Source organism: Ruegeria sp. C12 (assembly GCF_056537745.1).
In genome coordinates, this window is the sequence record NZ_JBQFSA010000002.1 from 335,218 (window position 1) to 356,575 (window position 21,358).

The following is a 21,358-nucleotide window of genomic DNA, read 5'->3' on the forward strand; positions in this document are numbered from 1 at the left end:
GGAGCACGCGCCATGAAACCGACCATCGCCCCCTACCCCATGACCCGCTTTCGCCGGGCCCGGCAGTCCGAGGCCATCCGGGGGCTGGTGCGTGAGAATACGCTGACCACGGATGATCTGATCTGGCCGGTTTTCGTGCGCGACGGCGAAGGTGTGGAAGAACCGGTGCCTTCGATGCCCGGCGTCATGCGCCGCTCGGTCGATCTGATTGCCAAGGCAGCGGTTGAGGCTCAGGCCCTTGGAATCCCGGCGATTTGCATCTTTCCTTACACCGATCCGGCACTGAAAACGGAAGACTGCGCCGAAGCCTGGAACCCCGATAACCTGTCGAACCGCGCAATCCGCGCGATCAAGGCGGCTGCGCCAGAGATCGCGATCATGACCGACGTGGCGCTGGACCCTTACAATATCAACGGCCATGACGGCTATGTGGTCGATGGCGAGATCGTGAATGACCGGACCGTTGAAGCCTTGGTCAAGATGACCCTTGCTCAGGCCGAGGCCGGCGCGGACATCATTGGCCCGTCGGACATGATGGATGGCCGCATCGGGGCGATGCGTTCGGCGCTGGAAGGCGCAGGGCACTATAACGTGATGATCCTCAGCTACGCCGCCAAATACGCCAGCGCCTTTTATGGTCCGTTCCGCGATGCGGTTGGAGCCTCGGGCGCGCTGACTGGTGACAAGAAAACCTATCAGATGGACCCCGCGAACTCGAACGAAGCCCTGCGCCTGATAGAACGCGACCTGACCGAGGGCGCGGACATGGTGATGATCAAACCCGGCATGCCCTACCTGGACATCTGCCGCCGGGTGAAAGACACGTTTGGCGCGCCGACCTATGCCTATCAGGTGTCGGGCGAATACGCGATGGTTCAGGCGGCGGCGCAGACCGGCTGGATCGATGGCGACAAGGTCATGCTGGAAAGCTTGCTGGCCTTCAAACGCGCCGGGTGCGACGGTATCCTGACCTATTTCGCCCCCAAGGTTGCAGAGATGCTGCAGGGCTAAAACCCCGGATTGTCGCGATATTTCGCCTATTGATACGCAGGCGCGCAAAGCTTTCCCGTGACATACACGGGCAATCGGCGTATTCTTGCACATAAGATCGGGATCACCCGACATATCAGGCACATTTACAAGAGACAGGACATATGAGCAGTTCCCAATCCCCCCGACTGAGCCGTCGTGGCTTTGCTTTTGGCATGGCTGGGCTGACCTTGACCGCCGCATGCGGCAACGGCGTTGGCAATTCGAACGCAGCCACGATTGATGCGCGCGTCGCCGCAACGCTGACGGAGATGTACAGCCGCTATCCAAACACGGTTGAAATTGCTAACAAGGCCAATGGCTTGCTGGTCATGCCCCTGATCACCGAAGCCGGGTTTGTCTTTGGTGGCGGCTACGGGCGCGGCGCGTTGCAGATCAACGGTGCAACGGTCGATTATTACTCGGCCGTCAAAGGCAGCGCGGGCCTTCAGATCGGCGCACAGCAATACGCACACGTCTTGTTCTTCATGACCGAGGACGCACTGAACGATTTCCGCCGCTCCAGCGGTTGGACCGCCGGGGCTGACATCGGCTACGTGGTCAGCGATCAGGGCGATTCATTGTCGACTGACACAACCACACTGCGCACACCGGTTCTGGCCGCTGTCTTCGGACAAGCGGGCCTGCAGATCGGTGCCACGGTCGAAGGCACCAAATACACCCGGATCATTCCGTAAGTTTCGAACACCACACCCCTCTGGCAAGCCCCGTCGCATTCCGGTGCGGCGGGGCATTTATTTTCGGTACGTCAGGGCAGGTTCCTGCCGCGTTCCTCTTTCGGTTGCTGGCCCCATCCATTAGTCTTTGCGCAAACGATAATCGAACGGGATTGAGGGGCATTTATGGGTCTTGTTTTTCGCTGGCTGGTGCGTATCGCCTCGGGTCTGATCCTGTTGGTGCTTGCCGCGATCGGGCTGGTCTATTTTCTGGCCAGCCAGTCCCTGCCCGAATACGATCAAACCCTTGAGGTTCAAGGGTTAACCGCCCCGGTTGAAATCATTCGCGACACTGCAAACGTCCCGCATATCATTGGCGAAACCGACCCGGATGTGTTCTACGGTCTGGGCTATGCCCATGCACAGGATCGCCTGTGGCAGATGACCGTCATGCGCCGCACTGCGCAGGGTCGTCTGTCCGAGGTTTTTGGCGCTCGGACGGTGCCCATCGATAAGCTGTTGCGCCGGCTCGACCTCTATGGTCTGGCCCATCGGTCGGTTGACGCGCAGGACGATTACACAAAAGCCGCGCTGCGGGCTTATGCCGCTGGCGTCAACGCCCGCCTGACACAGATCAACGAAGAGGCTTTGGGCCGTGGCGCGCCCGAAATGTTTCTGTTCAACGCCCCCGTGTCGCCCTGGCAACCGGGGGACAGCCTTGCGGTGATCAAGCTGATGGGGCTGCAATTGTCGGGCCATTTGCAGGATGAGGTTCTGCGCGCGCGCACGTCCCTGATGCTGAACGACCCTGCGCGCCTTTCGGACATTCTGCCAGACGTCCCCGGCCCCGGCATCGCCGCCCTGCCGGAATATGCCGCGCTGTTCCCCGGCCTGCCCCGCTATGCAGCCGGAACAGACATGCCGGACACGCCCCTGTCGCCGTTCCCCAAACGCGGGCTTGCGGGCGCGTCGAACGCGTGGGCCGCAGCACCCACCCGATCTGCCAGTGGTGGAACGCTATTGGCCAATGACCCGCATCTGGGCTTCACTGCGCCCGGTGTGTGGTATCTGGCGCATCTCGGGCTGGCCAATGGCGGCGTGATCGGCGCGACAATACCCGGCATTCCTGCCGTCATGAGCGGACGCAGCGACCGGTTGGGCTGGGGCCTGACATCCTCGTATCTGGACGACCAGGACCTGCATATCGAGCAGTTGAACCCCGACAATCCCGAAGAATACCTGACCCCAGACGGCTACAAGGAATTCCGCACCCGCCCCTCGATCATCGAGATCAAGGATGAAGCCCCCATTACCCTGACCCTGCGCTGGACCGAGAATGGTCCGGTTCTGCCCGGCAGCCATTACGATCTGGAAACGATCACGCCACCCGGTCATGTGGTTTCCCTGTCCTGGACCGCGCTCAGCCCGAACGACACGTCGATGAGCGCGTCGATGGGTTTGATGAACGTGAACACCGTGCGGGAAGCTCTTGAGGTTGGAGAGAAATTTATCGCTCCGTCGCAAAACCTTTCACTGGTCGATGGGGACACGATCGGCATGAAACTGATCGGCGCCATGCCGCAACGCAACCTGCGAAACCAGAGCAAGGGCCGTATCCCGACTCCCGGCTGGATTGACGCCAACCGCTGGCAGGGCCGCCTGCCTTATGCCAACAACCCCGAATTCGTGGCCCCCATAGGCGGCCTGCTAGGCAACACCAACAACAAGATCATCGACCGCCCCTTTCCCAACCATGTCTCGTACGAATGGGGCGACACCCAGCGCGTTCATCGCTGGGAACGCCTGATGCAATCGCGAGAGGTCCACACCCGCGACAGCTTTATCGAGGCGCAGCTTGACACTGTCAGCTTCACCGCCCGGTCGCTGCTGCCGCTGATCGGGGCTGATCTGTGGTTTACCGGCGCGTCAGCCCCCGAAGGCACACCCGAGCGCCAACGCGAGATCGCCTTGTCTCTGCTGGCAGAATGGAACGGCGAGATGAACGAGCATCTGCCCGAACCCCTGATCTACGCCGCCTGGCTGCGCGCGTTGCAGATCCGCCTGATCGCGGATGAACTTGGCCCGCTGGCCAGCGAGTTCAAGCATGTGGAACCCTTGTTCATCGAACGGGTTTATCGCGACATCGATGGTGCCTCGGTCTGGTGCGACGTCCGCCAAAGCGCGCCGGTGGAAACCTGCACCGACATGGCCCGGCTGGCGCTGGATGACGCGCTGATCTGGATCTCCGAGAATTACGGCTCGGCCCTGGAATCGCTGCGTTGGGGCGACGCGCATCAGGCCACGCATGATCATCCGGTTCTGGGACAGGTCCCGGTCCTGCGCTATTTCGTGAACATCCGGCAATCGACCAGCGGCGGTGACAACACGCTGCTGCGCGGGCGCACCTCGGGCGAAGGGCCGGATCCGTTCCAGAATGTCCACGGCGCGGGTTATCGCGGCGTTTATGATTTCGCTGACCCCGACAGCTCGGTCTTTATCACGGCCACCGGTCAGTCAGGGCATTTCCTGTCGCGCTACTATGACGATCAGGCCCAACTGTGGCGGCGCGGAGAATATATCCCCATGTCACTCGACATCGATCTGGCGCGTGCCGCCGCCGTCGGTGTGACCACTCTGATTCCGCGATAATCCGCCCGGTCGGCGAGTCCCCGCCCTATAATGCAAGGCACCGTGGCACCCCTGCCCGGTTTCGCCTACCATCCCCCTACCGACTATGTGGGACCAAGGGGGCGATCATGGCCAGTATTCGGGACGTCCTGAACAATCTTGCGCGCGACTACGCCATTGCCTGGAGTTCCGGTGATGCCGATGCTGTCGCCAGCTATTTTGCGCCGGACTGTCAGATGACCATCAACGGCGGCACGCCGCTGGAAGGCCGCGAGGCAATAGCCGCGATGGCGCGCGATCTGTACGCGGAACTCCCCGATCTGGACCTGCGCTGCGATATGCTGCGATGGGCCGGAACCCACGCCCTGTTCGTCTGGACGCTGGAGGGCAACCACGCGCAAACCGGCAACCCGGTCGTGACCCGCGGGTGGGAGGAATGGGAGTTAGACACCAACCACAAGGTGCGATCCTCATCCTGGTGGTTTGACCTGGCCGAGTATCAAAGGCAGGTCGGTCGCGACTGAGCCTTACAGCCCGGCGAACTGAGCCGCCTGTTTGTCGGTCCAAAGTACGGTGATTGCGAAACCATCCTCGGTCTGTTCTTCGGATCGGACCACATCCTGCCGGAACAGCCAGGCGCGTTTGTTGCCCTCGGAAAACCCAAGGGACAGAGTGACCTGATGGCGGACGCCCTGCAGTTTCGTGGCGATTTCCGCCAGCAGCGGGTCAATCCCATCCCCCGTCACGGCCGAGATCGCAAAGATCGCAGGATCCCGATCCGCGCGGGCCAGTGTCGCCTCGCGTTCATCAAGGTCCAGCAGGTCGGTTTTGTTCCAGACCTCCAACATCGGGCGTTCATCATCGACCCCCAATGAGGTCAGAATGGCCTGCACATCCTCGGCCTGCGCCTGCGATTCCTCATGGCTGATGTCGCGCACATGCACGATCAGATCGGCGCCCAGCACCTCTTCCAGCGTGGCGCGGAAGGCAGCGACCAGTTCGGTGGGCAGGTTCGAGATAAAGCCCACCGTGTCCGACAGGATCACCTCGGGGCCATCAGGCAGAACAACGCGGCGCATGGTTGGGTCCAGCGTGGCAAACAGCATGTCCTTGGCCATGACTTCGGCCCCGGTCAAGCGGTTGAACAGCGTGGATTTGCCTGCGTTGGTGTAACCCACAAGCGCCACAATCGGATACGGCACCTTGGCCCGCGCCGCACGGTGCAGCGTGCGCGTCTTGACCACCTTGTGCAACTGACGCCGCAGACGGACCAGTTGTTCATCAATCGCGCGTCGGTCGGCCTCGATCTGCGTTTCACCCGGACCACCGACAAAGCCCAATCCGCCGCGCTGACGTTCCAGGTGGGTCCAGGCCCGCACCAGCCGCGTCCGCTGATAGCTGAGCGCTGCCATTTCGACCTGCAACACACCTTCTCGGGTGCGAGCACGATCACTGAAAATCTCCAGAATCAATCCGGTCCGGTCGAGGATTTTGACCTTCCACGCCTTTTCCAGGTTGCGCTGCTGGACCGGGGTCACCGGACCGTCGATCAGCACCAGCTCGACCTCGGCGTCATGCAGCCGTTCGGCCAGCTCCTCGATCTTGCCGCTGCCGAACAGCAATCCGGGCTGGGCGCGTTGCAGGCGCACGATCTCGGACCCGACCACATCCAGATCGGGCAATGCGGCAGCCAGTGCCACCGCTTCTTCCAGCGCCGGTTCGGGGACACGGCGCTGTTCATCTGACTTGATTTCAGGATGCAGCACCCAGGCCCGGGTGCGCCTCCGTTCATGTTCCATCAAGAGGCGTCTTCGCCCTCATACAGGCTGATCGGCTGCGATGGCATGATCGTCGAAATCGCGTGTTTGTAGACCAGTTGCGACTGTCCGTCGCGGCGCAGTAGCACGCAGAAATTGTCGAACCAGGTGATCACACCCTGCAATTTTACACCATTGATCAGGAAAATCGTGACCGGGACTTTTGCTTTCCGTACATTGTTCAGGAACGCGTCCTGAAGATTCTGTCTGTCCGAAGCCATATTTTGTTATCTCGCCGTTGTTCTTGCTACGCGCTGCGGACCAACGCGCTCCCTCTGGCAGAGTATGGAGTGCTGCGCCCAGATATTCCAGATGAAAAATAAGGCAGTAATGCCGTAACGGAACTTTGGCCTAATCGCGCCACAGCGACGGGGTGATCAGGGCGATGATTGCCAGCGTTTCAAGACGTCCAATCACCATCGCGGCGCACAGCGTCAGTTTGGCCCCACCCGACAGATCGATCAGCCGGATCGGGACATCCGTGGCCAGTTCGATCAGCGGGCCGGTCGTGCTTAGCGCGGCAACGCTAAGGACCATCGCCTGTTCGAACCCCGACCCCATCATGGCCAGTAGCAGGTTGAACACCGCCAGCGTCAGGGCAAACAGCATCAGAAAGATCCACGCGATGAACGCGCCATCGCTCTGGATGCGCCGATTGCCGCCATCGGCCCCGCTGACCGAGGACGGGTGGATCAGGCGGTCAATCTCGCGCGCGCCGTTCAGGTACAACGCGAAGACCCGCAACAGTTTCACGCCGCCTGCCGTGGTGGCCACGCCACCGCCGACCAGCGCAAGGCCCATCAGAATCAGACCCGGTGTCCCCAGCCCCGAAAGCTGTTGCGCATCGTTCCAGTTGGCGCTTTCAAACCCGGCGGTCGTCAGAAAGGACAAACCGGTGAACAGCATTCCCCAGATGACGTGCAGTGCCTGGACAGGTTGAAGCTGGCCGCCAATCTCATTGACCCCGGCCCAAACGCGAAAAAACAGCAAAGCGGCAACCGCTAGTACGATCAACAGACCGATGCGAAACTCGGGGTCTTTGTCCAGCCGAGAAAACCCGCTTGTTGCCGTATCCGCCGAAAATGTCAGGCGGGACAATGCAAAGAACAGGAACAGAAGCAGAATTGCCTCACCGGTGATCCCGGCCTGTGCCCCCTCAAGCCCGCCGACCGGCGAAATGCCCGAGGTCGCCATGACCGACATCGCGTGACAGATGGCGGTCAGGCCTTGCTCTCCGGCGATCAACAGCAGGATACAGATCACGGCCGTCAAACCGGCATAGACCGGGGTCAGCGTGCGTGTCACCCGGATCAGGCGGCCGCGTGGGTCAACCGTCTCACTTTGTGCCACGCCCGAGACGGGGCGCCCCGGCTGGCCCTTCGCGGTCACTTCGAACCCGCCCAGCGACAGGGGGGCCAGGATCGCCGCCGCTGAAATCCACATCAGCAGACCGCCCATCCAGCCCACCATCGCCCGCCACAAATGCAGCGGCGCGCTCAGTCGATCAGGGTTGGGAAACAGATCCGCACCTGTTGTGGTCAGGGCGCTGACCATGTCGAAATAGGCGTTCAGAAACGTGGTGTTGCCAAGCGCCTCGTGAAACGGGATGGCCAGAAAGAGCGGCAGGACCGTGAAACACCCCAACAGCACCGCCAGCTGTCCCAAAGTGCCCCGCCGCGGCACCCGGTTTGAGGATGCAAGGGAAATGGTCGCCACCAGAAACAGCCCCAAAAGACCCGAATACAGAAAGGCGCGCGAGGTATCGTGGTCATCCAGCACCAGCGCAAAGACCGCCGGCACCCACATCGAGATCGAAACGCATCCCCAGATCAGCAAAAACAGCGGCAACCGCCGCAATAGCCCAACCTGTTGTGGTTTCACGCGTGCCATCAGAAGAAATCGATCGAGACCTGCATCAGCCGCTCAACCTCGGGCACGTCCTTGGCCATGGCAAAGATCGCAACAACGTCCTTTTCGTCGATCCGCAGGCTGCCCGTGGGGCGCAATACATCATCCCCTTTGCGGACGGCCCCCACCAAAACACCTTCGGGAAAGTCGATATCACGCAGTCTTTGACCGGCCATGGGCGAGGTTGACAGAACCTCGGCCTCAATCACCTCGGCCTCGGCATCGCCAATCGAATAGACCTGCCGCACGCGTCCATGGCGGATATGACGCAGGATCGAACTGACCGTCGTGGCGCGCGGGTTGATATAGGCGTCAATGCCCAGCGGGCCCATCAGAGCGACCATGCTGGGGTCGTTGATCAAGGCAATCGCTAACGCGCAGCCTTCGGCCTTGGCCCGCACGGCGGCCAGCATGTTGGTACGATCATCATCCGTAACCGCCAGCATCGCATCGGCGCGGTCAATGCCTGCCTCACTCAGCAACGCGGAATCCAAGCCGTCGCCATGCAATACAATCGTCCGCTCTAGCGCTTCGGCGGCTTTTTCGGCGCATTGGCGATCCCGCTCGATAATCTTCGCCCTGACTCGGCCCTCGCGTTCTTCCAGAGTGCGGGCAACCTCAAGGCCAACATTGCCGCCGCCCACAAGCACCACACGGTCCTGTCGTTTTTGCGACTTGCCGAACACCTCCATCGTGCGGTCGACGTCATTTACGCTTGTGAAGACATAGCATTCGTCGCCCACAAACAGTTGGTCCTCGGATTCAGGAGCAAACAAGGTGCCCTCGCGCCGGACCCCGACAACAATCGAGCTGAGGGTCGAAAACAGGTCGGTCAACTGGCGCAGCGGGGTGTTCACGATGGGGCAATCCTCATCCACCCGAATGCCCAGAAGCTGCGCCTTACCATCCATGAACAATTCGGTGTCAAAGGCGGACGGGGCCGACAATCGGCGCATGGCGGCGGCGGCAACCTCACGTTCAGGGCTGATGACCACGTCAATAGGCAGGTGATCGCGGCGGAACAGGTCGGAATGGATCGCCTGCAAATAGGATTTCGACCGCAAACGCGCGATCTTACGCTGGATCGAGAACACCGAATGCGCCATCTGACAGGTGACCATATTCACCTCGTCCGAGTGGGTCGCGGCGATGATCATATCCGCGTCCCGCGCCCCGGCCCGATCCAGAACATCCGGATAGCTGGCAAAGCCTGCGATGCCCTGCACGTCCAGCGTTTCGGTCGCGCGGCGCACAAGGTCAGGGTTGTTGTCCACCACGGTGACGTCGTTAAGCTCGCCCGAAAGGTGCCGTGCAATCTGCCAACCAACCTGACCCGCACCGCAAATGATGACCTTCATGTTCCTGGCCCTTCTGCCTGAAATCTTTGAATGACAGATGGCCCGATAGGGGTCAATTGAATTGTCTTAACTGTTGGTCTGGGGCAAGATAAGCACATGAAAACACTTGTTGCCCTGCTGGTTCCCCTGATGGCGCTCAGCGCCTGTGGCCCCCTGTCTTTGTATTATCGCGAGGGTGAGAGCGTCTCGCGCATGCAGACGGAAACCACCCAGTGTCAGGTTCAGGCCCTCAAGGATGCGCCGGTTGCCAATCAGATCCGGCAAAGCCCGCCGGTCTATTGGCCCGGTCGGACCTATTGCGACGGGCGCGGCAGGTGCTACCGCTCACCCGGATGGTGGGAGCCGGGAAATGTCTACACGGTGGATGTCAACAAACCCCTACGCAACAAGGTCGAGGCGCAGTGCATGGCGCAAAAGGGCTATCGCCCGGTCAGCCTGCCGCCCTGCAAATCGGGCGTGAAATCCAGCGTGCCACTTGCCCGCACAACCACCCTGCCCCCGCTGACCACGCAATCCTGTTTTGTAAAGTTCGATGACGGATCATTCCAGATCATCTCGCCCGGTCAATCTGGTTGAACCTTGCGCCGCGCGTCGGCGGGACAAGGCCAGATGCGCAAAAATGGCTAATGCGTAGATACCAATCACGGTGATCAGCATTCCGGCCTCATCAACCCGCCACAGAACGGCCAGCAAAACCGGCGTGCCCAGCAGGTTGCCCGCATTCCCCATCTGCGCCATGGCCCCGTAGCTGAGCGCCTGTGTCTCGGCGGTTTGGTTCAGGATCGGCACGGCGGCAAAACTGCCCCCTTGCACAAGGCCCAGAACCGCAAACAGCAGGACGCAGACAATTTCCAGCGGCAGGCCGAGGAAACCGCCAGCAATGGACAGTATACCCAGCCCAAACCCCAGATTAATCACGGCAACACACGGCATCACGTTCAGCAGAAATGGCACGGCCACCCAGCTGAGCACGATCCCCGCCAGCGGCATCAGCCCGGCAATCTGACCGCTTGTCTCTTCGGGCAGACGGCCCGGCAGGATGGCAAGCAAGGACACAAAGGTCAGCGTGTAAAAGAACCACCCAACGGCTGGCGCGGACACGAAAAGCGACCGGTAGGTGCGCAGATGGACATGCAGCACCTCGCTCCACCGCCACGGCACTGTTGGCGCGGCGGGTTGCACGGGCAACCGAGTTATCAGGATCAACGCCGCGACCCCGATCATCAGAAAACCGTGCAGCAGGAAGAACGCAGTCAGCCCAAACCGCTCGATCAAAGGCAGCCCGAGCCACGCATTCAGCGCAAAGGCTACGCCAAAGAAAGTGCTCCACAGCACCATGGCCATGTTCCGCGCCTTGCCGCTGGTGATCTGCGCGATCAGCGTTGGGGCGGCGACGACGATTGCCAGATGCGACAGACCCTCGACAAACCGGCTGGCCAACATGACGTAAAACCCGGGCCATGTTGCCTGAAACACTGAAATCGCACCCCCAAGACACAGGCCGAAAGTCAGCAGCTTCAAAGGCCCCACCCGACCCACGATTGCCCCGGACACGGCCCCCAGCACGGCACCGAGCAGGCTGATGATCGACAGCAGCCATCCCAACGTATCCGCGTGATCGGGATACAGCTGCAAAAGCTGGGGGAAAGGCACCGCGATCTTGGCAAACTGCGTCGCCGCGCCCAGCCCGGCCAGCCAGAGCAGAAGGACCTGAAATGCTTGTCTCATACGCCGCTTCTACAGCGCCCAGTCAGACCACGGAACGCATAAATTATGCGGCCCTAATGTCTGGATCCACTGACAAGGCGCACCGGTGTTCCGTCCGACAGATACAGACGTTCCCAGATGATCTCTCCGGCGCTGATGCGAATGCGGTCATGGACGGCCTCAGACGTCTGAAACGCCTTTGGCGCAGGCGTGTGCATGTCCCACCAGCCGTCGGCGTCCAGTTCGGCCTCGGCCTGCTGAATTTCCTCGGTTGCGAATTGCCAGAGTGATACGCCCAGCAGAGCGTTTTGGCTGGTCTTCCAATCCCGTGCCCGGCTGGCGGAATAGGCAAGGCATTTATGGCTGGCCTCTTCGACCAGATGCAGACAGTCGGACGAGGTCATGACCAGCCGCCGCAAGGCGCTGTCATCCGCACGTGCAGGCCCTAGCGCGGCAAACACAGCCTGCTGAGTGTCCGGCGGCGGGGTTTGCCCGCCCCGCTCCCACCTTGAGACGGTCGCCTGATCCACCTGCAGCAACTCGGCCAGATGAGATTGTTTGTACCCGACCGACCGGCGCAACCGTTTCAGGCGTTTGCCAAAGCCGGGGTACCCGCGTGTTTCAAGCCTGTTCCCTGATGTCAGAACGCTCATGGCCAGCACAGCCTTTCCGGTACATCACTCCGCCGGTTCCGGCTCATCGATTTGCGCCACGCGCGCACCGGATTTGTTCGAGGTCACAACCCCCAGCGATTTCAGCTTGCGGTGCAGCGCGCTGCGCTCCATCCCGACAAAGCTGGCGGTACGGCTGATATTGCCGCCGAAACGGTTGATCTGGGTCAGCAGATATTCACGCTCGAACGCTTCACGCGCTTCACGCAAAGGCAAGGTCGCCAGCGCACCGGACAGGACAACACGGCCCGACTCTTCGGCCTTATCCTCGTCGCTCGGCAATTCACGAGCCTCAATCGGCCCGGTGCCATCGCCCAAAATTAGCACCCGTTCGATCAGGTTCTTCAACTGGCGCACATTGCCCGGCCAAGTCATGGTTTGCAGCAGCGCCACGGCCTCTTCCGACAATTCGCGGATCGGCAGACCTTGGGTTTCGTTGCACATTTCGATGAAGTGCTGGGCCAGGACCGGAATATCCTCGCGCCGGTCTTCCAGCGACGGCACCGCAATCGGCACGACGTTCAGGCGGTGATACAGTTCCTCCCGGAAGCGTTCGGCTGCGATCTCGTCGTCCAGATCCTTGTTCGTCGAGGAGATCACGCGCAAATCGACCCGCACCTTGTCGCTGCCGCCAACCCGCTGGAATTGCTGATCGACCAGCACCCGCAGGATTTTCGACTGCGTGCCCAGCGGCATATCGGCGACCTCATCAAAGTAGATCACACCGCCATGAGCCTCTTCCAGCAAGCCCGATTCCACCCCGCGTTCCGAGGATTCGCGGCCAAACAGAACCTCTTCGACCCGCTCCGGCTCGATCCCGGCGCAGTTGACGGTCACAAACGGGGCGTTGGCGCGGTTCGAATGGGCGTGGATATAGCGCGCGGCGATTTCCTTGCCCGACCCGGCCGGGCCGCTCAGCATCACGCGACCATTCGACTTGGTGACCTTGTCCAATTGGCCCTGCATCGCCCGGAACGAGGCCGACTTGCCGATCATGTCCGAATTGCTGACCTCTTTGCGCTTGAGCGAGGCATTCTCGCGACGCAGGCGCGAGGTTTCCATCGCGCGGCGGATCACCACCATCAACTGGTCAATGTTAAAGGGCTTTTCGATAAAGTCATACGCACCCTGTTTGATCGCGGCGACCGCGATCTCGATATTGCCGTGGCCCGAAATGATCACCACCGGCACATCCGGGTTGTCGCGTTTGACCGCTTTCAGAATATCGATGCCGTCCATCCGACTGTCTTTCAGCCAGATATCCAGGATCAACAGCCCTGGCGGTTCGGCATTGATCGACGACATGCACTCGTCCGAGTTTGCCGCCAGCCGTGTGGAATAGCCTTCGTCCTCCAGAATGTCGGACACCAGCTCGCGAATATCGCGTTCGTCATCTACGATCAGAATGTCGCTCATCTTTGGCCTGCTTTCAGTTTGTTGGTTTTAATCGCCTGCTTCTGTGGCGCTGAATTGGTGGGCAGATTCGCCCCCGGCAAACGGATCACGGCCATCGCGCCAAAATGGTCCTGTCCGTCGAATACGGGCGCGTCTTCAAGCGTCAGCGCTCCGCCATGTTCCTCGATAATTTTCTTGACGATGGGCAGGCCCAGCCCGGTCCCTTCGTCGCGTGTGGTCACATAAGGTTCAAACAACCGCGCCCGGTCTTCGGGCAGACCGATACCGTTGTCCGCAATGGTGATGATCGTACCCGCGTCATCGTCGGAAACGGCCACCTTGATCTGTGGCTTCAGGTTTGCAGGCGCACCTTTTTCCTTCAAGGTATCAATGGCTTCGCCTGCGTTCTTGATCAGGTTTGTGAGCGCCTGATTGAGCATGGTCGCATCCAGATCCGCCGCGATTGGTTGATTAGGCAGATCCGCATCGATCTGCACGTTGGGCTGCCCGGCCTGCTGCAGCAACACAGCCTCGCGCACCAAGGCGACAACGTCTTCCTCACGCCGTTCCGGCTCGGGCATACGTGCGAATTTCGAAAACTCGTCCACAATCCGCCGCAAGTCATTGGTCTGGCGCACAATCACGTCGGTCATCGACTCGAGGCTATCGCAATCCTCTTCGTCCAGCTTGCGCGAGAATTTGCGTTTGATCCGCTCAGCGCTCAGCTGGATCGGGGTCAGCGGGTTCTTGATCTCGTGCGCGATCCGCCGGGCCACGTCGCCCCACGCCGCCATCCGCTGGGCGCTGACCAGATCGGTGACGTCATCAAAGGCCACAACATAGCCTTCAAGCCCGCCATCCTCACCCCGCCGCGTGGCCATCCGGACCAGCAGGTTCTCCAACTGCCCCTTGCGGGTCACCTTGATTTCGCCCTGCACAGCCTCTTGCCCGCTGTCCTTCAAGCTCTCGAACAGAGGCAAAAACTCAGGCACCGCAATACCGATGGCCAGATGCTGTTCGCCACGCGACCAATCCAGCAACCGTTCGGCTGAACGGTTAACGAAGGTCACGCACCCATCAGGGTCCACTCCGACAACGCCCGATGTCACCGAGCTTAGCACCGAGTCGAACAGGCGGCGGCGGCTTTCGATCTGACGTGTGTTCTCCAGCAACGTGTCGCGCTGGCCCTTCAACTGTCGGGTCATCTGGTTGAAATACCGCCCCAGCATGGCGATTTCGTCGTCGCTGGCCTCTTCGATCACCTGAACGCTCAGGTCGCCCGCGCCGACGCGCTGCGCGGCGGTTGTCAGGCGTCCCACGGGGCGCGAGAGACGCTCGGCAAACCACATGCCCAGGGACATGGCTGCAAGGATCAGGATCAGCGCAAAGCCCAGATACAAAAGGCCAAATTCGAACAGCACCCGTCCCCGTTCGCTTTCGAGCTGTTGGTAGAACTGCGCCGTTTCCTTGGTGTCGTCCAGCAGGGTCAGCAACTGGCCGTCCACTTCGCGACTGACATAGAGATACCGGTCCAGATAGGCCTGCAAGGGCACCAGCGCGCGGAATTCGTTGTTTTCCCAATCGGCGATGATCAAAAGGCCATTATCCGTTGCCTCGATCATCTGCTCGGGCGTCGGGGCTTCGTAGTTGAACAGGTAAGACCGATCCCCGCGCGAGCGGATCTCACCACTGCCATCGATCACATAGGCCTCGCGCAGGCCGCGCTGGATCTGAGATTGCCCTTGCGCCAGAACCTCGCGCAGTTCAGCGTCCGAGATGTAGAAATCGCGTGATCGGGCATTGTCGAGATACAGCGCCAGAACAGCCGCGTCCTGTGTCAGCCCTTGGCGGTGTTCAAGCTCATACGCTTCGGCTGCGGTCAGGGATGAGCCGACAACCTGCCGCACACGGTCCGAGAACCAGCCCTCAAGGCCGATATTCACCGTCAGCCCGGCAAAGATCGCAACTGTCACCGTGGGCACCAGCGCCAATAGCGTAAACGCCCCGATCAGACGCAAATGCAGGCGAGAGCCTGCCGATTTCGCCCGTCGCGCCGCGATCAGGCTGCCCAACTGGCTCAGCACAAGGGCCGCGACAACCAGCACGTAAACCAGATCTGCAAGAAGAATCAGACGCAATGTCGGGGCGGTCGCCCCCAGATCAAACGGACCAATGACAAGATAGGTTGCAAGCGCCAAGGCAGGTCCTAGAAGAACCAGCCCCAAGGTGCCGAAATTGCGCAGTTTTCGGGATTTTCGCCATCGACTAATCGATGGGATCATCCCGCTCTGTGCTCGGGTTGCCACCGTCTGCCCTCATTCTGATGTGTCGCTTGCGCGACGAACCGCCATATGTCGTGGTCGTTGCCCAGGCGATACCCGGATGCCACGCTTTGTGTGGCGATATTACATCAGTTTGCGACGGCGTGTCACCTGAATATCGAGGTCTGTAATCTTTTTCCGCAGCGTATTGCGGTTGATTCCCAGCAAATCCGCGCATTTCGCCTGATTTCCACCGGTCGCTTCCAGCGCGATTTCGATCAGCGGTGCCTCAACTTCGCGCAGGATACGCTGGTACAGGCCCGGAGGCGGTAGCATGTTGCCGTGCAGGTCGAAATACCGCCGCAGATGCCGTTCAACGGACGTGGACAGCTTCTCGCGCTCGCCCCCGCCCAGAACCGGTTCAGCCTCGGGCTGGCTGCCCAGTACCATTTCGACCTCAGCCTTTGAAATCTCATCCGCGCGGCTGGTCAGGCTCAGGCGTCGTATCGCGTTTTCCAACTGCCGCACGTTGCCGGGCCAGGAATAACGCCGGACCAGCTCGACCGCATCAGCGCTGAGCCAGCGCTTGGTGCCGCTGTCACGTTCTTCGCGGGCCAGAAAGTGCTCGGCCAGCAGGGTGATGTCATCGACCCGCTCGCGCAGGGCTGGCACATGGATCGTTGCGCCGCACAGGCGATAATACAGGTCCTGCCGAATGCGACCGCTTTCCATTCCGTCCGTCAGGTCCGACTGGCTGGTGGCCATAAAGCGCGGCACGTGATCGCCCGGCGTGTCCATCATCCGAACGATCCGGGCCTGAATCTCGTCATCGATATCGGCAATCTCATCGATCAGCAGCGTGCCGCCGCGCACGCGGGCCATGACGCGCGCGGGGCCTTCAAGGTCACGCAGGTCGGCCGCCGTTGCGGTCACAAAGGGCAAGGTACGCCGGTCCGAGAAATCGTGAATAGCGCGCGCAATCAGGGACTTACCGGTTCCACTTTCACCAGAAATCATCACCGAAAGATCGGTATTCATCACCCGCGCGACCAAACGATAAAGCGACTGCATGACCGGGGTGCGCCCGACCAGAGGCAACTCATCCGGGCGGTCGCTTTGTTCGGTTTCAGGCTCGGTATGCAGGCGCTGTTTCTGCTCTAACGCGCGCGCGGTGCGCTTCATCAGATCGGGCAGATCGAACGGCTTGGGCAGGTAATCATAGGCATCCGCCTCGGCCGCCTGAATCGCCGTCATGATGGTGTTCTGGGCCGAGATCACGATGACCGGCAATCCGGGCCGGTCCTGAGCAATTTTCGGCAACATTTCCAGACCGTTCCCGTCCGGCATGACCACGTCCGAGATCACAACATCCCCCTTGCCCTCGCCCACCCAGCGCATCAGCGTGGTCAGCGAGGATGTGGCGTGCACCTTGCATCCGGCCCGCGTCAGGGCCTGGGTCAGAACGGTGCGGATCGTGCGGTCGTCATCTGCGACCAGAACGGTGCCATCCATCAGGTGCTCTCCTTCGATATGCTCTCTGCCGGTGCGCGGCGCAGCGACAGTTTAAAGACGGTGCGTCCCGGAACGGATTCGGCTGAAATCCAGCCGTCATGGTCCGAGATGATCTTGCTGACCAATGCCAACCCCAGTCCGGTTCCGTTTTCCTTGCCGGACACGAACGGGTCGAAGATATCGCTGCGGATTTTCTCTGGCAGGCCCGGCCCGTCATCGATGATTTCGATCTGCAGGGGCAGCGAATGGCCCGAACCATCACTGCGGCGCAGCCGGAACGAATGTTCGAAATAGGTGCGCAGGCGAATTGTGCCGCCGTCCGGCCCTGCGGCCTCGGAGGCGTTCTTCAGCAGGTTCAGAACCACTTGCAGGATCTGGTCGGGATCCCCAAAGGCCAGCGGCAGGGACGGATCGTAATCCTCGATTATGGTCATGTCCGCACCGAACCCCAGCAAGGCCGAGCGGCGGGCGCGGTCCAGAACATCGTGAATATTGACCGGTTTGAAGTCAGGTTGCTGCAGGTTTCCAAACTGCTCAACCTGTTCCAGCAACTTCACGATCCGGCGGCTTTCTGCGACGATAAGATCTGTAAGTTCAAGATCTTGCGGCGGGATATTCATGCTGAGAAGTTGTGCCGCCCCGGTGATACCGGCCAGAGGGTTCTTGATCTCGTGCGCCAGCATCTCGGCCATGCCAATCGCTGATTGGGCGGCGGATTTGACGGTATTGCCACGGGTCATGCGCCCGGCCAGTTCGCGCGGGGAAATGATCATGATCATCGATCCCGGATGCCCGACCAAGGGCGCGATTTGCAGCGCGCATTGCAACGGCGCGCGGTTGCCCGAGCCTGCATCCACATCATTGACGAACAAGGGCGTGCCGTGCTGGCGGGCGCGCAGGAACGCCACTTCCAGCGGGGCATCCACGGCGATCTGATCCCAGACCGGCTCACCAATCACCGCTTTGCGCGAGGCATTCAGAAACCCCTCGCCCGAGGAATTCACGTCGGCAATCCGATCCTCGGCATCAATGATAAAGGCCGGAACCGGCAGCGAGTTCCAGATGCTTTGATCCGAGGTCATGCCGCCACCTCTGCCGTGCCGTTCAAGGCATCGCTTAGCAGGCGCAGGACCTCGTCTGAATCGCGTGAGGTCAGAACCGCCCGGCGCAACGGTGCGGGTGTTCCGGCCTCATCCATGTACCAGCCAAGATGTTTGCGCGCGACGCGCAGGCCCAGATCGGCGCCATAGAAACCCAGCATCGCCTGATAATGCGCGCGAACCATGTCGACCAGATCAGTGCCGTCCGGGATTACAGGGGCATCGGTGCCGTAAACCTCATGGCAGATCTGCGCCAGCAGCCAGGGTTTTCCCTGCGCCCCGCGCCCGACCATGACACCGTCAGCACCGGAATGGTTCAGCGCCGCGTGCGCCGCTTTGGTATCGACAATGTCGCCATTTGCGATGACGGGGATCGAGACCGCCTCTTTCACCGCGCGGATCGCCCGCCAATCGGCCCGACCCTTATAGAACTGACAGCGCGTGCGACCGTGGATCGTAACCATCTGAATGCCAGCCCCTTCGGCCCGGCGCGCCACATCCGGCGCGTTCAGCAGCGCATCATCCCAGCCCAACCGTGTTTTCAGGGTGACGGGCACGTCCACGGCCTCGACCACCGCCTCGATCAGCGTCAGCGCGTGATCGGGCGTTTTCAGCAGGGCCGAGCCGGAATAGCCGTTTGTAACCTTCTTGGCCGGGCAGCCCATGTTGATGTCGATCACCCGCGCGCCGCGGTCCGCGACCTGACGGGCGGCCTCGGCCATCCAATGCGCCTCGCGCCCGGCAAGCTGGACGGCGGTGTTTTCCACATCCGCAGACAATTCGGCCCGTTCGCGCACGCCCGGTTTGGCCTGCACCATCTCCTGACTGGCGACCATTTCGCTGACGACCATTCCGGCCCCAAAGCGCATCACCAGATCGCGAAAGGGCCGGTCCGTGATTCCGGCCATTGGGGCCAGTAACACCGGCGGGTTCAGGGTTTTGTCAGCAAGATGCAGGGTCAACGTGCCTAATCCTTGAGCATTTGGGGTTTTGATATCGAATTCCGCGCATATGAACAACAAAACGGCGGGTCACAAGCCTGCAAAATCATCACTTGCCTATTTTTTAATCACGTTAACGCGGGTGATTGCCTCTGCATTCACCGCCCCCTAAACAATGGCGAGAACCACGGAAGGCCGAGCCCCAAATGACAACCGCCGCCATCATCGTCGCCGCCGGACGCGGAACCCGCGCCGGAGGGGGTGCGCCGAAGCAATGGCGCACGCTGGGCGATCGCACAGTGGCAGACTGGACCATCGCCAGGTTTCGCGGTCAGGTCGATCAGATCGTTCTGGTGCTTTCGCCCGACGACGACGCGGCGTGGGCGGCATATCGAACCAGTGGCCTGACCCTGACCGCAGGCGGCAATGACCGGTCCGAATCCGTGCGCAACGGGTTGGCGGCGTTGGCGGACCAAGGCGTCACCCGCGTTCTGATCCACGATGTCGCCCGCCCCTGCGTGGCGGAAAACACTATTCGAAACGTGTTGGAGGCTCTGACCTCGGCCAAGGCCGCTGCACCGGGTCTGGCGGTCACGGACGCGCTTTGGACCGGGGCGGATGGTTCGGTTACTGGCACGCAGGACCGCACGGGCCTGTTTGCGGCGCAAACCCCGCAGGGGTTTGATTACGAGGCGATCACCGAAGCACATGCCGCCCATCCCGGCGGCGCAGCGGATGATGTCGAGGTCGCGCGCGCCGCAGGGCTGGACGTGACCATCGTGCCGGGCGACCCGGATAATATCAAAATCACACGACCCGAGGATTTTGCCCGGGCAGAACGCATATTGGGGCTGGATATGGATGTAAGGCTGGGCAACGGCTATGACGTGCACCGCTTTGGCGAGGGGGATCACGTAATCCTGTGCGGCGTGAAAATCCCGCATGAGCGTGGGTTGCAGGGCCATTCGGATGCGGATGTGGGCATGCACGCGGTGACGGATGCGATCTATGGCGCACTGGCGCAGGGCGACATCGGGCAGCATTTTCCGCCATCTGACCCGCAGTGGAAGGGGGCCGACAGCGAGATCTTTCTGCGCCACGCCGTCGAACTGGCCGGGCAAATGGGCTATCGCATCTCGAACGCCGATTGCACGCTGGTCTGCGAATACCCCAAGATCGGACCCCATGCGCAGGCGATGCGGGAAGAGATGTCCAGAATCATGGGTTTGCAGGTCGGTCAGGTCTCGGTCAAGGCCACCACATCCGAGCGTCTGGGCTTTACCGGGCGCAGTGAGGGCATCGCCGCTTTGGCCACCGCCTGTCTGGTGAAGGCATGAACGCCGCGCGCCTGATCGGAACCGTCTGTGGCGTGGGCCACCTGCGTCCGGCTCCGGGGACCTGGGGATCGCTGGCCGCCCTGCCCCTGGCCTGGCTGTTGCACACATTGGGTGGCTTTCCGCTGCTGGCCATTGCCACCGTTGCGACCTTTATCGCAGGCGTGTGGGCAACGCGCGTGATGACCGCTGGTCAGGACGATCACGACCCGTCGGAAATCGTGATTGATGAGGTCGCGGGCCAGTTCATCGCGCTCTGGGCCGTGTCCTATCCGGCCTGGGCGCACGGGATTGAGATCACGGCGCTCTGGCCCGGTTGGATTGCGGGTTTCCTGCTGTTCAGGTTGTTCGACATCACCAAACCCGGCCCCGTCGGCTGGGCCGACCGGCGCAATGACGCGATGGGCGTGATGCTAGACGATGTGATCGCCGGGGTGTTCGCTGCGATTGGCGTCGCGGTTCTGGCCGGTATCGCACATGGGGTTCTGGGGCTGTGACCGCCGCCGCCCTGCTTGATCTGGCAAAGGCACGCGGCGTCATGATCGCCACGGCCGAAAGCTGCACCGGAGGTATGGTGGCCGCCGCCCTGACCGATATTCCCGGCAGTTCCGCCGTGGTCGAACGCGGGTTTGTGACCTACACCAACCAAGCCAAGCAGGACTTGCTGGGTGTGCGCCCTGACACTCTGGACGCCTACGGCGCGGTGTCCGAAGAGGTCGCCCGCGAAATGGCCGAAGGCGCGCTGCGCAACTCGCAGGCGCAATTGGCCGTATCGGTCACCGGCATCGCAGGCCCCGGCGGATCCGAGTTCAAGCCCGAGGGGCGCGTGTGCTTTGGGCTGGCCGGTGACGGGCTGGAAACCTGCACCGAAACCGTCGAATTCGGTGCTTTGGGACGGGACCATGTGCGCAAAGCGGCGCGGGATCATGCGCTGGCCCTGCTGCGTCAGGCCTTTTCCTAAACCGCCCGTTTTTCGGGCATTTACCCGCAACTGATGCAAAAACTGTCATCAGTTGAACA

19 protein-coding genes are annotated in these 21,358 nt (G+C 61.3%); 8 read left to right on the top strand and 11 right to left on the bottom strand.

Annotated features, from left to right (window positions below; genetic code table 11):
* Nucleotides 1–12 precede the first annotated feature (12 nt).
* From hemB to ACR0C9_RS06845, 4 genes are all read left to right on the top strand, one after another.
* Nucleotides 13–1,011 carry a porphobilinogen synthase gene (gene hemB / locus ACR0C9_RS06830; RefSeq protein ID WP_480780653.1) on the top strand — a complete coding sequence of 333 codons (999 nt, stop codon included), beginning with the start codon at nucleotides 13–15 and terminating at the stop codon, nucleotides 1,009–1,011.
* 143 nt (nucleotides 1,012–1,154) lie between these two features.
* The gene (locus ACR0C9_RS06835) at nucleotides 1,155–1,727 is read left to right on the top strand and encodes a YSC84-related protein (protein ID WP_170450268.1); all 573 of its coding nucleotides are present in this window, start codon (nucleotides 1,155–1,157) and stop codon (nucleotides 1,725–1,727) included.
* Between the two features lie 165 nt (nucleotides 1,728–1,892).
* Nucleotides 1,893–4,355 carry a penicillin acylase family protein gene (locus ACR0C9_RS06840; RefSeq protein ID WP_480780654.1) on the top strand — a complete coding sequence of 821 codons (2,463 nt, stop codon included), beginning with the start codon at nucleotides 1,893–1,895 and terminating at the stop codon, nucleotides 4,353–4,355.
* 107 nt (nucleotides 4,356–4,462) lie between these two features.
* Entirely contained in the window at nucleotides 4,463–4,858 is a 396-nt protein-coding gene (locus tag ACR0C9_RS06845; RefSeq protein ID WP_170450264.1) for a nuclear transport factor 2 family protein, read from the top strand.
* A 3-nt stretch (nucleotides 4,859–4,861) separates the two neighbouring features.
* Here the strand turns inward: ACR0C9_RS06845 and hflX are convergent, their stop codons facing one another.
* The 4 genes from hflX to trkA all read right to left on the bottom strand — a co-directional run bounded on the left by hflX (nucleotide 4,862) and on the right by trkA (nucleotide 9,417).
* Nucleotides 4,862–6,133 carry a GTPase HflX gene (gene hflX, locus ACR0C9_RS06850; protein ID WP_480780655.1) on the bottom strand — a complete coding sequence of 424 codons (1,272 nt, stop codon included), beginning with the start codon at nucleotides 6,131–6,133 and terminating at the stop codon, nucleotides 4,862–4,864.
* Complete coding sequence (hfq, locus tag ACR0C9_RS06855; protein ID WP_010440340.1) at nucleotides 6,133–6,372, bottom strand: RNA chaperone Hfq; 240 nt, start codon at nucleotides 6,370–6,372, stop codon at nucleotides 6,133–6,135. The genes hflX and hfq overlap by 1 nt, the downstream gene beginning before the upstream one ends.
* Nucleotides 6,373–6,502: 130 nt before the next feature.
* Nucleotides 6,503–8,041 (bottom strand): TrkH family potassium uptake protein, encoded by a 1,539-nt coding sequence (locus ACR0C9_RS06860; RefSeq protein WP_480780656.1) that lies wholly within the window; start codon nucleotides 8,039–8,041, stop codon nucleotides 6,503–6,505.
* Nucleotides 8,041–9,417, bottom strand: coding sequence for a Trk system potassium transporter TrkA (trkA, locus tag ACR0C9_RS06865; RefSeq protein ID WP_170450259.1), 1,377 nt, complete (start codon nucleotides 9,415–9,417; stop codon nucleotides 8,041–8,043). Before trkA ends, ACR0C9_RS06860 begins: the two co-directional genes overlap by 1 nt.
* A 96-nt stretch (nucleotides 9,418–9,513) precedes the next feature.
* Between trkA and ACR0C9_RS06870 the strand changes: the two genes are divergently transcribed.
* The gene (locus ACR0C9_RS06870; RefSeq protein ID WP_480580946.1) at nucleotides 9,514–9,993 is read left to right on the top strand and encodes a hypothetical protein; all 480 of its coding nucleotides are present in this window, start codon (nucleotides 9,514–9,516) and stop codon (nucleotides 9,991–9,993) included.
* On the opposite strand, the gene ACR0C9_RS06875 is transcribed toward ACR0C9_RS06870, so the two are convergent.
* The 7 genes from ACR0C9_RS06875 to dusB all read right to left on the bottom strand — a co-directional run bounded on the left by ACR0C9_RS06875 (nucleotide 9,958) and on the right by dusB (nucleotide 19,025).
* Nucleotides 9,958–11,145, bottom strand: coding sequence for an MFS transporter (locus ACR0C9_RS06875; protein WP_480780657.1), 1,188 nt, complete (start codon nucleotides 11,143–11,145; stop codon nucleotides 9,958–9,960). The two genes, ACR0C9_RS06870 and ACR0C9_RS06875, sit on opposite strands and share 36 nt — an antisense overlap.
* A gap of 53 nt (nucleotides 11,146–11,198) precedes the next feature.
* Nucleotides 11,199–11,777, bottom strand: coding sequence for a helix-turn-helix domain-containing protein (locus tag ACR0C9_RS06880; protein WP_170450253.1), 579 nt, complete (start codon nucleotides 11,775–11,777; stop codon nucleotides 11,199–11,201).
* 24 nt (nucleotides 11,778–11,801) lie between these two features.
* Entirely contained in the window at nucleotides 11,802–13,211 is a 1,410-nt protein-coding gene (ntrX, locus tag ACR0C9_RS06885; protein WP_170450251.1) for a nitrogen assimilation response regulator NtrX, read from the bottom strand.
* On the bottom strand, nucleotides 13,208–15,472 hold the full coding sequence (locus ACR0C9_RS06890) for a sensor histidine kinase NtrY-like (protein ID WP_480780695.1): 2,265 nt from the start codon (nucleotides 15,470–15,472) through the stop codon (nucleotides 13,208–13,210). Before ACR0C9_RS06890 ends, ntrX begins: the two co-directional genes overlap by 4 nt.
* A 123-nt stretch (nucleotides 15,473–15,595) precedes the next feature.
* Nucleotides 15,596–16,963 (bottom strand): sigma-54-dependent transcriptional regulator, encoded by a 1,368-nt coding sequence (locus ACR0C9_RS06895; protein ID WP_170450246.1) that lies wholly within the window; start codon nucleotides 16,961–16,963, stop codon nucleotides 15,596–15,598.
* Nucleotides 16,963–18,045 (bottom strand): ATP-binding protein, encoded by a 1,083-nt coding sequence (locus ACR0C9_RS06900; protein ID WP_170621889.1) that lies wholly within the window; start codon nucleotides 18,043–18,045, stop codon nucleotides 16,963–16,965. Before ACR0C9_RS06900 ends, ACR0C9_RS06895 begins: the two co-directional genes overlap by 1 nt.
* Nucleotides 18,042–19,025 carry a tRNA dihydrouridine synthase DusB gene (gene dusB / locus ACR0C9_RS06905; RefSeq protein WP_480780658.1) on the bottom strand — a complete coding sequence of 328 codons (984 nt, stop codon included), beginning with the start codon at nucleotides 19,023–19,025 and terminating at the stop codon, nucleotides 18,042–18,044. Before dusB ends, ACR0C9_RS06900 begins: the two co-directional genes overlap by 4 nt.
* A 185-nt stretch (nucleotides 19,026–19,210) precedes the next feature.
* Between dusB and ACR0C9_RS06910 the strand changes: the two genes are divergently transcribed.
* From ACR0C9_RS06910 to ACR0C9_RS06920, 3 genes are read left to right on the top strand one after another with little or no spacing between them, the layout of a single operon-like run.
* Nucleotides 19,211–20,341 carry a bifunctional 2-C-methyl-D-erythritol 4-phosphate cytidylyltransferase/2-C-methyl-D-erythritol 2,4-cyclodiphosphate synthase gene (locus tag ACR0C9_RS06910; RefSeq protein ID WP_170621891.1) on the top strand — a complete coding sequence of 377 codons (1,131 nt, stop codon included), beginning with the start codon at nucleotides 19,211–19,213 and terminating at the stop codon, nucleotides 20,339–20,341.
* Nucleotides 20,338–20,835 (top strand): phosphatidylglycerophosphatase A family protein, encoded by a 498-nt coding sequence (locus tag ACR0C9_RS06915; RefSeq protein WP_170518984.1) that lies wholly within the window; start codon nucleotides 20,338–20,340, stop codon nucleotides 20,833–20,835. The genes ACR0C9_RS06910 and ACR0C9_RS06915 overlap by 4 nt, the downstream gene beginning before the upstream one ends.
* A complete protein-coding gene (locus ACR0C9_RS06920; RefSeq protein WP_480708266.1) occupies nucleotides 20,832–21,299 on the top strand; it encodes a CinA family protein in 468 nt (155 codons plus the stop codon). The genes ACR0C9_RS06915 and ACR0C9_RS06920 overlap by 4 nt, the downstream gene beginning before the upstream one ends.
* Nucleotides 21,300–21,358 lie beyond the last annotated feature (59 nt).

Bases quoted from the DNA above. Each gene is read 5' to 3' on its own strand.
- hemB (WP_480780653.1), top strand. From the start codon at position 13: ATGAAACCGACCATCGCCCCCTACCCCATGACCCGCTTTCGCCGGGCC.
- ACR0C9_RS06835 (WP_170450268.1), top strand. From the start codon at position 1,155: ATGAGCAGTTCCCAATCCCCCCGACTGAGCCGTCGTGGCTTTGCTTTT.
- ACR0C9_RS06840 (WP_480780654.1), top strand. From the start codon at position 1,893: ATGGGTCTTGTTTTTCGCTGGCTGGTGCGTATCGCCTCGGGTCTGATC.
- ACR0C9_RS06845 (WP_170450264.1), top strand. From the start codon at position 4,463: ATGGCCAGTATTCGGGACGTCCTGAACAATCTTGCGCGCGACTACGCC.
- hflX (WP_480780655.1), bottom strand. From the start codon at position 6,133: ATGGAACATGAACGGAGGCGCACCCGGGCCTGGGTGCTGCATCCTGAA.
- hfq (WP_010440340.1), bottom strand. From the start codon at position 6,372: ATGGCTTCGGACAGACAGAATCTTCAGGACGCGTTCCTGAACAATGTA.
- ACR0C9_RS06860 (WP_480780656.1), bottom strand. From the start codon at position 8,041: ATGGCACGCGTGAAACCACAACAGGTTGGGCTATTGCGGCGGTTGCCG.
- trkA (WP_170450259.1), bottom strand. From the start codon at position 9,417: ATGAAGGTCATCATTTGCGGTGCGGGTCAGGTTGGTTGGCAGATTGCA.
- ACR0C9_RS06870 (WP_480580946.1), top strand. From the start codon at position 9,514: ATGAAAACACTTGTTGCCCTGCTGGTTCCCCTGATGGCGCTCAGCGCC.
- ACR0C9_RS06875 (WP_480780657.1), bottom strand. From the start codon at position 11,145: ATGAGACAAGCATTTCAGGTCCTTCTGCTCTGGCTGGCCGGGCTGGGC.
- ACR0C9_RS06880 (WP_170450253.1), bottom strand. From the start codon at position 11,777: ATGAGCGTTCTGACATCAGGGAACAGGCTTGAAACACGCGGGTACCCC.
- ntrX (WP_170450251.1), bottom strand. From the start codon at position 13,211: ATGAGCGACATTCTGATCGTAGATGACGAACGCGATATTCGCGAGCTG.
- ACR0C9_RS06890 (WP_480780695.1), bottom strand. From the start codon at position 15,472: ATGATCCCATCGATTAGTCGATGGCGAAAATCCCGAAAACTGCGCAAT.
- ACR0C9_RS06895 (WP_170450246.1), bottom strand. From the start codon at position 16,963: ATGGATGGCACCGTTCTGGTCGCAGATGACGACCGCACGATCCGCACC.
- ACR0C9_RS06900 (WP_170621889.1), bottom strand. From the start codon at position 18,045: ATGACCTCGGATCAAAGCATCTGGAACTCGCTGCCGGTTCCGGCCTTT.
- ACR0C9_RS06910 (WP_170621891.1), top strand. From the start codon at position 19,211: ATGACAACCGCCGCCATCATCGTCGCCGCCGGACGCGGAACCCGCGCC.
- ACR0C9_RS06915 (WP_170518984.1), top strand. From the start codon at position 20,338: ATGAACGCCGCGCGCCTGATCGGAACCGTCTGTGGCGTGGGCCACCTG.